General features: G+C 39.9%; 10 protein-coding genes. All 10 read right to left on the reverse strand.

Annotated elements, in window-relative coordinates:
• Positions 1-128 precede the first annotated feature (128 nt).
• The 10 genes from CA834_RS10905 to CA834_RS10950 all read right to left on the reverse strand — a co-directional run bounded on the left by CA834_RS10905 (position 129) and on the right by CA834_RS10950 (position 12,867).
• Positions 129-3,266, reverse strand: coding sequence for a WD40/YVTN/BNR-like repeat-containing protein (locus tag CA834_RS10905; RefSeq protein WP_094968732.1), 3,138 nt, complete (start codon positions 3,264-3,266; stop codon positions 129-131).
• 123 nt (positions 3,267-3,389) lie between these two features.
• On the reverse strand, positions 3,390-5,585 hold the full coding sequence (locus CA834_RS10910) for a heavy metal translocating P-type ATPase (protein ID WP_094968733.1): 2,196 nt from the start codon (positions 5,583-5,585) through the stop codon (positions 3,390-3,392).
• Between the two features lie 276 nt (positions 5,586-5,861).
• Positions 5,862-6,536 (reverse strand): hypothetical protein, encoded by a 675-nt coding sequence (locus CA834_RS10915; protein WP_094968734.1) that lies wholly within the window; start codon positions 6,534-6,536, stop codon positions 5,862-5,864.
• A gap of 290 nt (positions 6,537-6,826) precedes the next feature.
• Entirely contained in the window at positions 6,827-7,954 is a 1,128-nt protein-coding gene (locus CA834_RS10920; protein WP_094968735.1) for a DUF6920 family protein, read from the reverse strand.
• A 336-nt stretch (positions 7,955-8,290) separates the two neighbouring features.
• Positions 8,291-9,322: an acetamidase/formamidase family protein gene (locus CA834_RS10925; protein ID WP_094968736.1), complete on the reverse strand. Its 1,032-nt coding sequence runs from the start codon at positions 9,320-9,322 to the stop codon at positions 8,291-8,293.
• The gene (locus CA834_RS10930; protein WP_094968737.1) at positions 9,319-9,750 is read right to left on the reverse strand and encodes a lipocalin-like domain-containing protein; all 432 of its coding nucleotides are present in this window, start codon (positions 9,748-9,750) and stop codon (positions 9,319-9,321) included. The genes CA834_RS10925 and CA834_RS10930 overlap by 4 nt, the downstream gene beginning before the upstream one ends.
• Before the next feature lie 213 nt (positions 9,751-9,963).
• Positions 9,964-10,674 (reverse strand): membrane or secreted protein, encoded by a 711-nt coding sequence (locus CA834_RS10935; protein ID WP_094968738.1) that lies wholly within the window; start codon positions 10,672-10,674, stop codon positions 9,964-9,966.
• A 61-nt stretch (positions 10,675-10,735) separates the two neighbouring features.
• Positions 10,736-11,209: a DUF2306 domain-containing protein gene (locus tag CA834_RS10940; RefSeq protein WP_094968739.1), complete on the reverse strand. Its 474-nt coding sequence runs from the start codon at positions 11,207-11,209 to the stop codon at positions 10,736-10,738.
• 190 nt (positions 11,210-11,399) lie between these two features.
• Positions 11,400-12,161, reverse strand: coding sequence for an SDR family NAD(P)-dependent oxidoreductase (locus CA834_RS10945; RefSeq protein ID WP_094968740.1), 762 nt, complete (start codon positions 12,159-12,161; stop codon positions 11,400-11,402).
• Positions 12,162-12,438: 277 nt separating this feature from the next.
• On the reverse strand, positions 12,439-12,867 hold the full coding sequence (locus tag CA834_RS10950) for a hypothetical protein (RefSeq protein ID WP_094968741.1): 429 nt from the start codon (positions 12,865-12,867) through the stop codon (positions 12,439-12,441).
• Positions 12,868-13,013: the final 146 nt, after the last annotated feature.

The following is a 13,013-nucleotide window of genomic DNA, read 5'->3' on the forward strand; positions in this document are numbered from 1 at the left end:
TCAATAAATTATTGTCGCACCAGATTATCTTACTATAGTTGTGTTTTGATATGACATGGTGTTTAAAATAATTAGTTAAAAATGTCCTGAAAACTGTTCACCTTCCTGCGTGGCATCTCAGCTACTTATCATTTTATGTTGAGCGCTCCAATACCATGATTCCAAAGCAGCTTATTATAGGCAGGTATAGCCTCCTTGATGAGTTCCTCGGAGATACGCTTTAGACCTTCCCATTGCTTATCTAGTTCAGCTCGTCTGTCTCTAGATGCTTGGTTGACTTTGGGCAAGCTACTTTCGTTTTGGTTAATCAGAAAAAGATATTCGGCCGTGAATTTATTTGGAAAATTCTCTACATCATCATAGGCCTTAGATTTGCGCTGTACCATATCCTCATCCCAAGATTTGAGTTTTTGAAGTAGTGCTTCACCTTCGGATTTTACCTGACTGTACTTTTCTTCTTTTGGTAAATCCCTTAAAATTTTTACTACCTGGTCTTGTACAGTCTTTAATTTATTCACTCTTAGGTGCATCTCCGTAAAACTGGCCTCCGCTTGGGTCTGGAAATCGTGAAACTCCTTATACGTCTCTTGAGTTGTGTCATATAAAGGGTTGGGCAATATGTTGAAAGTGACACTAGATAATTTATCGTCCTGTTTTAGGCTAGCTGTATAGGCATTTGGAATGGCCTTATGACCTCTGAACGAGCCCTCAATATAAGCCGTGGGTGCTCCAGGTAAACTTGTATGTCTCATGTCCCAAACAAAACGGTTCAGCCCAGCTTTAGTTGAAAGTACAGGCTCTGGAGAAGGACCACCTGGATATTCTATAAAATCGGAATCTGTCTTGGAGCTAAAGGTCCTCACTACATTACCGTCTTTATCCTTGATGACTAAAGTCAGGACCTCATCCTTTAGGTCTGCAGGTAAAAAATAGTACAATACCACACCATTTGCAGGATTAACCCCTTGGGAGTCATCTGTCCCCACAAAACGCTCTGAATTACTATTTAATTGACTTCCCCAATTGCCGATGATGGCATCTTCAGGTTGTAATAGTGTAAAGGCTTTTGCAGTCCCTTCAAACTGCCGCAATAATCCTATATCATCCAAAATCCAAAACGATCTACCCATGGTGGCCACACTTAAGTCGTCATGGCTAACCTTCAAGTCTGTAATAGGCGTTACAGGTAAATTTAATTGGAATGATTGCCATTCTTTACCACCGTTCCAAGAGATGTACATCCCTAATTCCGTACCCGCAAACAGCAGGTCTTTTCGCTTTGTGTCTTCGCGCACTACCCGTGTATAAGCACCTTGTGGTATACCGGAACTTATATTGGTCCATGATTTACCATAATTGGTTGTTTTATAAATGGCCGGTGTATAGTCATTAAATTTGAATCTTGTGGTCGCAATATAAGCCGTCGCCTTATCGTGAGGCGATACCTCAATAGCATTGATTAGCGTCTCTGGAAGCCCTTTAGGAGTCACATTATCCCAAGTTTCACCACCATTTTTAGTCAATTGCAAAACACCATCATCCGTTGCAGCCCAGATAATTCCTTTCTCATGAGGGGACTCAACAACATAAGCTAAGGTTCCATAATTCTCAGCACCAACAGCCTCATTGGTATAAGGGCCACCACCTTTTCCTTGCTTTTCCTTTTCATTATTAGATAAGTCGGGAGAAACTTCTTCCCAGGTAATACCGTTGTCTCTAGTCCTCAATAAAACTTGTGCCCCGTGATAGTAAGTATTGGGCTCATGCTGTGACTTAATAATTGGTGCATTCCAATTGTATCTGTATTTCATATCCTTGCCATCCCTTCCCAAATACTGTATGGGTGCAGCCATAATCTGAGTACTGGCTTTGGCTTTTGTATCTAGGATTTCAATAGTACCTAAGTAACTACCACCCATCACGTATCGTGGATTGTCAGGGTCGAAGGCTAAAAAGGCGCTTTCCCCACCTGCAGAAGGGGACCAATTATGTACATCGATTCCACCGCTTCCTAGAGCAAGGCTACTAATCTTTACGGATGTATTGTCTTGTTGGCCGCCATACAGATTATAGGGAAATAAATTATCGGTATTCACCCTGTAAAACTGTGCGGTAGCCATTCTGTTTTGAGGGGACCATGTCTTTGCGTAATTATAAGATACGGCAGCACCACCATCATTAGCAATTACCATGTTATTGCTATTGTCTGGGTTGATCCAAAGATCGTGGTAATCACCATGTGTACCCGTTATCGTCGACCAGGTTTTTCCGCCATCGATAGAACGTTGTGCACTGGCATTGAGTACATAAACCTTCTCCTCATCATTAGGGTCTATAAACAATTCGATATAGTACCATGCTCTTTGAATGAGGCTATGGTCTGAGGATACTTTAGACCACTGTTCTCCTGCGTTATTGGATACGAATAACCCACCCAATTCTTTATCGGAATCACTCTCTACTAAGGCATAGACCTTATCTGAATTTGAGCGACTTACGGCAATGGCCATCTTGCCTTTCTCTTTAGGTAAACCTTCGTGAATTTTGTTCCAGGTTTCTCCACCGTCTGTAGTTTTATAAAGTCCGCTTCCGGCACCTCCACTAATGACTTTCCACGGTAAGCGCTGATGTTCCCACATGGCGGCATACATGACCAAAGGATTGTTGTGGTCCATGGATAATTCCGCACAACCTGTAAGATCGTTTACATAAAGTACTTTTGTCCAAGTAGCTCCGCCATCGACTGACTTAAACACACCGCGATCAGTATTAGGGCCGTACAGGGCACCTTGAGCGGCAACAAAAAGAATGTCAGGATTTTTAGGATGAATCACTATTCTCGATATATGCTGTGTGGCTTTTAACCCCACATGACGCCATGTTTTACCTGCATCATTAGATTTATAGACACCATCGCCATAGGAGGTCATAACAGCTCTAGGGGCGTGCTCGCCCATACCTACATAGACGATATTTGAATCACTTTCAGAAACTGCTATGGCACCAACGGAACTGGTTTTAAAATAACCATCGGAAATATTGGTCCAGAGCTGACCACCATCTTCCGTTTTCCAAAGTCCTCCGCCTGTATTTCCCATGTAATAGGTCATGGGATTGCCAACAACGCCAGATGCAGCCACTGATCGACCACCTCTAAACGGACCGATATTTCTGTATTTCACTGATTTAAAAATGGAATCTAGGGATTGCGCAAAAGTTGCGCCAACCATAAGGATACATAGTAAAGTGAAGGTAATTTTTTTCATTTTCAAAATTTACATTTAAATAAATATTAGCAAAACAATTCTGTAGTTTGTCATTTTATAAGTGGCGTACAATGCACTATGTTTTATGGACGTGCCATTTTAATTACAAGATAAGGTTTTATTTTAGTTCTCATACTTCAACAACCTCAAAGCATTCATAACAACCACTAAAGTTGAGCCTTCATGGCCTACTACGGCGGGTCCGATGGCTATGGTTCCCATAATAGTTAAAGGCACTAAAAGTGCTACCATGCTCAAGCTGATGATTAAGTTTTGTTTTATAATGCGTTTTGCCTTTCTGCTTAGTCCAATGGCAAAAGGAAGATTATCCAGTTTATCAGCCATCAAGGCAATATCTGCGGTTTCTAAAGCCACGTCTGAACCTGCAGCACCCATGGCAATGCCAACTGTGCTTTTTGCCATTGCAGGCGCGTCATTAACGCCATCGCCTACCATGGCCACACTTCCTTCTTCTTGTTTAAGTTGTTCTATGGCATTTACTTTATCTTCTGGAAGTAAATTCCCAATGGGGTCTGTTATACCAATATTTTTAGCGATGGCATCAGCTACTTTTTGATGATCTCCGGTGAGCATTATCATTCGTTTGATCCCCATTTTTTTTAAGGCAGATAAGGTGGCGATACTTTCAGGACGTGCTACATCCATGGCAGAAATAATGCCCAAGTATTGATTGTCTTGGTGCACAATCATAGCTGTATGGCCACTTGATTCGAGTTCAGACATTTTTAGGTCTATTTCTAAGGGGACCGACTCTCCCGTTAGATCTTCAAAAAGTCTGCGGTTTCCAATATGAACAAGACTTCCGTTCCAATTAGCCTGGATACCTCTTGCGGTTAAGGCTTTTAAGTTTTCTGCTTTAGGAAAATCAATATTTTCCAGTTCTTTTGTCCCGCCTTTAACAATAGCTGCGGCTAAAGGATGGTCGCTTAATGCTTCTACAGCAACAGCAATTTTTAATAGATGTGTTTTGGTAATAGACCCAAATGGAATAGCGTGGGTTAAAATTGGTCTACCGTTGGTAAGCGTTCCTGTTTTGTCAAAAGCAATAGCCTTTATTCCACCCAATTCTTCAAGTGGACGGCCGCCTTTAATTAAAACACCTTGGCGTGCGGCTCTTGCAATTCCCGCCAATACAGCGCTTGGTGTAGAAATAGCTAAGGCACAAGGCGATGCCGCAATGAGTACGGACATGGCCCTATAAAAACTCTGTTCGAAGGGTTCATTGATAACGAGGTAAGCAAACAATAAGACTATCACCAAGACCAAAACAGAAGGCACATAATATTTTTCAAACTTATCAGTGAGATGTTGGGTGGGGGATTTTTGTGCTTCAGCTTCCTTGACTAAAGCAATTATTTGTGAAATGGTGCTGTCCTTAGCTTCCTTTAACACTTTAATTTCAAGGGCTCCGCTACCATTCATTGTTCCTGCAAAAACTCGATGTTCATTAAGTATTTTTTCAACATTGTTTTCTTTTTGCCAATTCAGACTTGGAAGTTTATCAACAGGTATACTTTCCCCTGTGATTGAGGCTTGGTTGACAGGACTCATCCCTTTTGTGACCACACCATCCGCAGCTATTTTTGAGTTGGGTTTTACAACAATGATATCACCCAATTTAAGTTCTTCAATAGGCACTTCTGTTAATTCACCATTGTACTTGACAAATGCCATGGGTGGGGCTAAATCAGAAAGAGCAGCAATGGATTTCCGCGCTCTTCTCATGGCATAATGCTCTAGTGCATGGCCTAAACTAAATAAAAAAAGCAGCAACGCACTTTCCCCCCATTTTCCTAACGCTGCGGCACCTATAGCAGCAAAGAGCATTAGGAAATCAATTTCAAACTTTCCTCTACGTAAATCCTTCAGTGTTGTTAAGAGCGTAAAAACACCTCCAAAAATAGCGCTGAGAACAAATAGAGTAGTAGCCGTAACTTGGTTTACACTAGAACTAAACGAAAAAAAAACGCCTATAAGCCAAAATGTACCGCTAACTGTTGCGAAATAGAGCTCTGTGTTTTCTCCTAAAATATTGAAAGATGTATGACTATGCTCACTATGGTCTTGAGATGACTGCTCCGAATCAATTGTTACATGGACAACCTTTAAGCCTAATTGTTTAATTGATTTAATAATCTCAGATGGATTTGTTTGGTCAGCGCTCCATTCCACATGCACCATGCCTGAAGCAGAAACAGACACAGCGTTTATCCCCTTTTTTTTAACTAAAATTTGTTCAATCCTTCGAGCTTTGCGCGTATGTTGATGTTTTCCTATTTCAACCTGAAGTTTGTTCATTTTTGGCTTATCTGCAATCTGAATAATCTCAAATATATGCTTTAAGGATAACGAGCGTGGGGTAAATAATTAGTCGTGTATTCTAACTACTAATTTAACAAACAAATCAGACATAGACTCAAAAAGAAGCTAGTTTTAAGTAAGGTCAGCTATACATTATTTCCTTGCTTTGCAATGAGCAAAAACCAGCTCTCAGCGTAGCAATATCGTTCTTGCTATTTGTTTAGCATTCAGAGCGTTTACGCAAATACTAAGCGCTATTAGTTAAAGCTATGTTCATTCTTCTGGTAAGGGTGAAATCATAATGTGCGCTCTATGGGTTCCCGGGTTCATAATCCAAGGATGGTTTGCGGCTACGGGAACTTCTGGTAAACCAGTGGATTCTGAAGTGGCCCAAGGTAAATATACCACATAGCGGATCTGAGCACCTTCAACTTTTGAGGTTTCCGGGTCGTACATTGAATTTGGTCCATAGTATACATGCAGTGTGGAACCAGGATTTATTTTTAATAGACCTGCTTTCATTTCTGCTTCACGAATATCAAAGATCTCTTGGGTTCGTTTTCCTTCTGCCTTCAAGGCTCTTCCTCTTGCCATAAATGGTTCAAGGTCTTTGTGATAACACGCGGCATTAAATCCCTCCTGTTTGGGATTATCCACCAAAACTATTAACTCATTATCACCTTCTCTTAGGGTGACAAACTCACCTGCCATATTATACCCAATAACCTTGCATCCCGACCGACTGGCTCTGGGAGCAGCCATTAATGCAGTTGCAATTAATGCTTCATCAGTATCAATAGGTATTAAGGTCTTTGCCATTTCATTCGAAGTACTGTCCGTTACAGTTTCCGCGGTGATGTCTTCCTTATTATCGTTTTTTGTTTTGTCGGTTGAATTACAAGACATCAAAAGTCCTGAAAATACAAGTGCGGTAATAATGCGTTTCATGGTTTATTTATGTTTTAGTGTAGGCATATGGTATAGTAGAGGGTTTTTAGGGCTTCGTTTTTATTGTTAAGATTATTTGAATCTTTTTTAGGTTCTGTATCACAGCATTTAAGCGCTTTAATCCCTGTTTTGATTTTCTCCATCAAGCCAAATCCTAAATGGAGGAATAATGTAATCAATTTTTATGTCTTACAAAAGTGAAACCTTATTGGCTGATTGTATTGAAGCGTAAATCTTTTGGTCAATTTCAAGATTTAATGCAGGCCAAAAGCTGTCTGTTTACAAACAGTTCATTTATTTTTTGTTTTAGGGTTAGTCACTGGCATTTCTTTCACATTGTATTGAATGTCCGTTATTTTTAATTTTAACCAAGTCCAATCGCCCTTCTCCAATGCCCAACTTGCTTCGCAGGCTACAGGTATTTTTATGCCATTTCGTTCTTCTATCTTTGTCGCAGAGACGGTCCATTTGGTAGGTTCTATAGCATTTGCATCTTGATAACGCATGGCAACGAATTTTTTAAAATTTCCTTCAGCATCAAAGTGAAATTCGCCCGAACCTAAAATTCCGTTTTGTTCCATTGTTGCTTTTGCTGAATAGTCGCTCAAGGTCTCCCACTTGATATACGGGCTTAAAGACGCTGAAGGAAACCAAACTATTTCTGCCAAATACCTCTGTAAGGTCGCTTGGTGCACTTTGCTGTGATTTTTGGAATGAGCTACTGGTATAAGTGAACACAATTTAATCATCATTTCACCTTTGCCATTTTCAAATTTATCACGACCAACAATACTTAAAAATGCATTCATCTGGGTGGCAATGCTCCAATTAAAAGCAGGTGGTTGAACCGTAAAATATTGTTCGGCTCTAGCGGCGTTCCATTCGGATTGTTCGGGTTTCATTTTGAGTTGCAAGTCCTGCATCAAATAAACGTTGGAGGTAAGGGGCTTACCAATCGCTCCGCTGTTAGTTAACCATTTTTGGACAATTGGCGGTACATCGGATATCAATTCTTCGGTCACGATGTTTTGGCTTAGGTATTGGGAGTTTTCAAAGAGACTTGCGCGTTCTGCTTCAATTTTATTCTTAAAACTGAAACTAGAATAGGCCAATATTATACCCAAGAGAATAATTAGGTTAGCGATAGTGCCAAATTTTGCATCGCTCCAAAAGTTTATGATTAAAAACTGCGAAATAACAACGCCAATAATTGCAATAACCCACCAATAATGATGTTGAATAAGTAAAAGCACTGTCGCTGATGTAAATAAAATAAAACCCAGTAACCAGGTGATTCCGATAGGTTTGGAAATCGGTTGTGAAATCGCATTAAATTCAGATATGCCAAAGGCCTTAAGAAATCCGAATAAATGGATTATGCCGTGTATGCCAATTAATAGGGCTAAAGCTATTCGCATAGGAGTTTTTATTCAATTGTACTTAACTGGAGGGTTAAATGAGGTCTGGATTTGGAAAGTAAAAGATAATAAATTCTTTAGGAATATTTGGAGTAAAGCGTCTTCCTAACATTTAAATTATCAACATTTAATGCATATTTTATAGGACGCAAGCTATGCAAATAAGGTTGAACTCATATATAAAAGGCACATATCCCATAACACTGTTTTCACCGGTTGTTGCTAGGCTCGGTTCGGTAATTAAAAGTATTTCGTTCAGCTCATACCATTTGATTGTTTCATGTTACGAGAAGTGTTCCATAATACAGGCTTGTACATGGTCTTTATTGGAAGTTCTTATGGTTTATTTTTAAAAATATGTTTAGGAATGTGCATAGTAACTAACATATTTGGTTCGTCTACGACTTCTGCTATTTTTAAGTCTCCTACAAGCGAGCATAGCATATAAGCTTCATCCCATGGCATATTGTAGGTCTCTGATATATGGTCTATCATATACCGTGTTGCTTTTTTTGCAGCTTCGTCTACAGTAGTTGCAAAGCCTGTGGTTGCATAATAATCTTCAGATTCATATTGGGGTTCTGGTATGGTGCGATTTTTAATGACGCGTAATCGAAACCTCACTCTCATATCGCATTCCACTGCTGTTCCAACCACTTCACCGAGGCCTTGCACAGCGTGGGTGTCGCCAATGGAAAATAGCGCACCTTTTACAAAAACTGGAAAGTACACGGTGACACCTTTTATCATATGAGGGTCATCCATATTGCCTCCATTTTCCCGAGGCGGGAAGGTGGTTAACATGTCTTCTGTTTTTGGTGCTACACCCATTACGCCTGGAAATGGTTTCAAGGGAATACTTACGTTTTCAGAAAAGTGCACGAGATTATTCGCCTTATCTAATTCGTAGGTTTTGAATAATTCCGATTCGTGCTCACCGGTTAAAAACCCAAATTCCGGTTCCATTGCGGTCCATCCCCAATCGCCTGGTTCAAGGTCTAGAAGATCAACCGCCAAGACATCACCTTCTTCTGCGCCTTCAACGTAAATGGGCCCGGTCAACGTGTGCACCTTGTCCATATCTACCCTTTTAAGGTCTTCTATGGTGGAGTTGATATTCAATTGCCCTCCAGTGGCTTCCTGGGTAAATGCTTCTATGATACTGCCATCCGTGACAATTAACACCGGTGGAATTTTACTGCTGAATTTATTATGGGTCTTTTCACTGGTGGTGATTGTAAAGTCAGGTTCAGGAATCGTTTCTGTTGGCGTCTCAGTTGACTGATTAACGTCTATCTGATTTGCCTTAGCGTCGTTTTTGCAACTTAAACAAATGCTGAGGCTTATTAAAACTAATAAATACTTCATTTTTCGAATTTAAAAATTTCTTGTTGTTCTTGTGGCACAGCGTTGCCATTCGTTTCAACCACAACGATTTGTAGTTCGGTGTCGGTTAAACTCAATATTTCGTTGATAAATATTCCTTCTTCAGGCACTGTTATAATCAATTCGTTGTCGTCCCTTGTCCAAGTAAACGGTAGTGTGATAAATGCACAAGTTGTGGCATCGTAATCTTCAGGAAAATACTCGCTTCCCGTATTGTCACCATTAAAAGTTGTAGTTTGATTAACTCCGCAACCGAATACAGGCACGTCGTTGCCTTGATTTTCTACCGATCTTAAATTCCAAACAGCAATAAGTTCATCTTGATTTGTTGTATTTGGGTTATCATCAGAAGAGCAGGCCATTATGGTGATTCCGATTAAAATTCCTAGGAGTAAGTTAAGTTTGTTCATTAGTAAAGTTTGGTTTTTATTTTTTTGTGTCACCTATGGTTAGGGTATATTCTGGATTATCGGATATGGATTCTAGAGTCGTCGTCGTTTGTTAGTATTTCTAGAAGGCGCGTTTTATGAGTTCTGGAAACTATTGAAACTACATTCACTAAATGTCGATTAGACATTATTCATCTTAATTTATTGCTTTAATTACGGCTCTATAGCTAACGTTTACGGTCTAATACTCCAAATTTCATGAATGGGCTCTCCTTTACTAGATAAACCTTTATGATGCCAATTACCATCAATCAATTCATAATTAAAGGTTAAGCTGAGCCCTACTTTAGAATCATCTCGCGAAAAGAATTCAATATTCTCAACATATTCTCCATTATTGGTCGTATAAGTTCCACCACCTGTTCCCATAAATTGTTTTGTTTCTGTATTGTAGGCAATCCATTGAAAGCGAGTCCCCGACAATATCTTCATGGTCTTTCGTGGTCTATCGGTGTCGCGCATTTGTGTGACACCATCCCTAATCCTCCCGGACATCAACCAGGCCCCTTTTAGCTCACCCGGTGAGCCATCATCTAAACGTTTTAATTTTAAGGGACGGTCAACGATTTCAATTTCATTAGCTGTAATACGCACTTTAAAGCTTACTTCAGTGCCAACAAGTTCAGGGTTGTCCGTATGAAACTCAATTTTTTCAGTCATTGTATCACCATCCAATTTCCATGTGCCACCGTTGGTATGAATAAACTTGCCGGTAGTCGCATCATATGTGGTCAATACTTGATAGCCCTCTGCAAAAATTACCACACTTTTTAGTTGGTCTCCATTTTTAGTTGTCGAACTGGTTTCCCAGGCACCAATAATGTCTTGTGGATAAAACACTAATGAACAGGATATACAGATAAGAAATGGAATTATTTTTTTCATGAATTTATAGGGTATCAAAATTTATGGTGCTCACTAAAATACGGTATTAGATAGTCAACGGCTAATTTTTGTTTTTCAAATTACTGATAGCCTTTTTTACGGCTTCGTTTTTGTTCTTAAAAATAAGTATGCTGCCCAGAACGTAAGGAAAAACCCAAAAAGCTACAACCCGCAGCCAACTTGGCCAATCGGGAAATACCCCAAATAGGTGGGAGCCACCTGCCATTACCAAACCGACGTAGCTATAGCCCATCCATATGGAATGCTGAACAACCCAGTGTTTATTATGTCTAGCAAAAAGTGGAAAATATAGTGCAATAATAAGGGTTATAAAACTAACTATTGAAAGTACGTGGTAAACACCGAAACCTCCCCATATATTGAATAATCCGAAAGATGTCACGACACATATTAGCATACTGATTGTATAGAGGTAGCCCATTTTTTTGTGTTTTTCGGTGCCCTTAGGAAGGAGAAAAATGATTCCTGCTAGAAGTGCTACTACGGAAAATGTAGTGTGAATAATTAAAATCATAAAATCAAGTATGGAGTTTTTAAATTGGTTTTTATAATTTATGTTTTAAGGTTTAGTCATTTTTAAATTAGAATTACGAAGCGAGCCCAGTCATAGTTATGGCCTTTTGCAATTTAAATTAGAAGGTTTTTACGAACGACTTTTACAGAGTAATTGGTTCTACCGAGAGATAGCTAGTTTTGAACCTAAACTAGCGCATGCCGCGATGTTGAGCCCCATCTACAGAAATACATTCCCCGGTTACCCAATTGGCTCGTGGGGAGGCTAGAAATACAGCAACATCAGCCACTTCTTCCGGAGTTCCTAAACGGCCGGAAGGAATACCAGTCCTGGCCATCTCATATAATTCTGGCTGTGTCTCCTTGATGTTTGCCCAAACACCGCCTGGAAATTCAATTGATCCCGGTGCAATAGCGTTTGCCCTTATACCCTGTGGGGCATGCAAAACGGCCAACTTTTTGGCGTGGGCAATCAATGCTGCCTTGGCTGCGGTATATCCGAAATCAGGCATCGGGTCGGACTCCAAACCTGATGTAGAAGACACAAATACAATAGATCCGCCTCCAGCCTCCGTCATCCATGGAATAACGGTATTACAGGCATGCACTGCACCCATAAGGTCTACGTCTATACTGGACTTCCAATCTTCTAAGCTAGGACCCACGGCTAGGGCGGATGCATTATGAACCAATACATCAACACTTCCTAAGGCATCCTTTGCAGCGCTCAAAAATGAACCTAGGGCTGCGGGGTCAGCTATATCACAACTGTGTGAATAAGCTTTCACGTTATTTTTGACTAGCTCACGCTCTACGTCCCGCAGCGCCTCCATGCCACGAGCACATATAGCCACATTAGCACCTTCTTTTGCAAATGCCAAGGCAATCCTTTTTCCTATGCCTTTACTACCTCCCGTGATAATTACATTTTTTCCTTTTAATTCTAAATCCATATTATAGTGATTAGTGATTAGTGTAGTGCTGGCATCCTATGCATTTGGTAATAGATGTTTACTCTACATCTCCTAATATAAAAAAACAAAAATCAGATAGCAAACACAAAGTGATTTCCTATAAGACATTAGCAGAGTGAAACGCCCCATTCGGGCGGCTTGTTGATCGAAGCAATTTCAGCTAAAAATGAACTATAAGCATTGTTAGTTGTAGTGCTATTAAAAAAGGCTACCTAATTAAAGACAGCCTTCTTATTGATTTATGAGTAAACTATGATTAGTTTCCAGCACTTAATGAGTAGCTTCCATTTCCGTTAAAGGATTCCAAGATAATAGTTACAGTCCAATTACCAGGTTCGCCAGTATCAGTTACGCCACCAATAGTGTCTGGTTCAGTTCCTCCGTTAATACTTCTATCAAGTACCACAGTTCCATCAGCATCAGCAATTAAAATCTGAAATGTCCCTGAAGATGAACTCGTTATATCAGCATTATAATCGGCTGTAGCTAAGTTGTTCACCCAATTGATAGTTCTTGAGCCATTTCCACCATCTCCGGTAAAATCGCCACCTATATCGCCATTAGGCCCTTCATTTACGGTTATGTTTACGCTTGGGCCATCGTCATCTGAACACGAGGTAAATGTACCGATGAATAGGGTCATGGCGACTAAAATTGTAAGTAGTTTAAAATTTGAGGTTTTCATTTAGTTTAAATGTTTATGATTAAAATCTGTTATATAACAACTGAGTCTGTAAAACTCCTTTTTTTTATCAAGTTTTTTTAGATTCATTACATATTTAGATGGAAAGAGAAAAACTACAACGGCCTTTAAAAAGAGCCTAATTGAAT

The organism is Winogradskyella aurantia (assembly GCF_002266855.1).
Lineage (GTDB): Bacteria > Bacteroidota > Bacteroidia > Flavobacteriales > Flavobacteriaceae > Winogradskyella > Winogradskyella aurantia.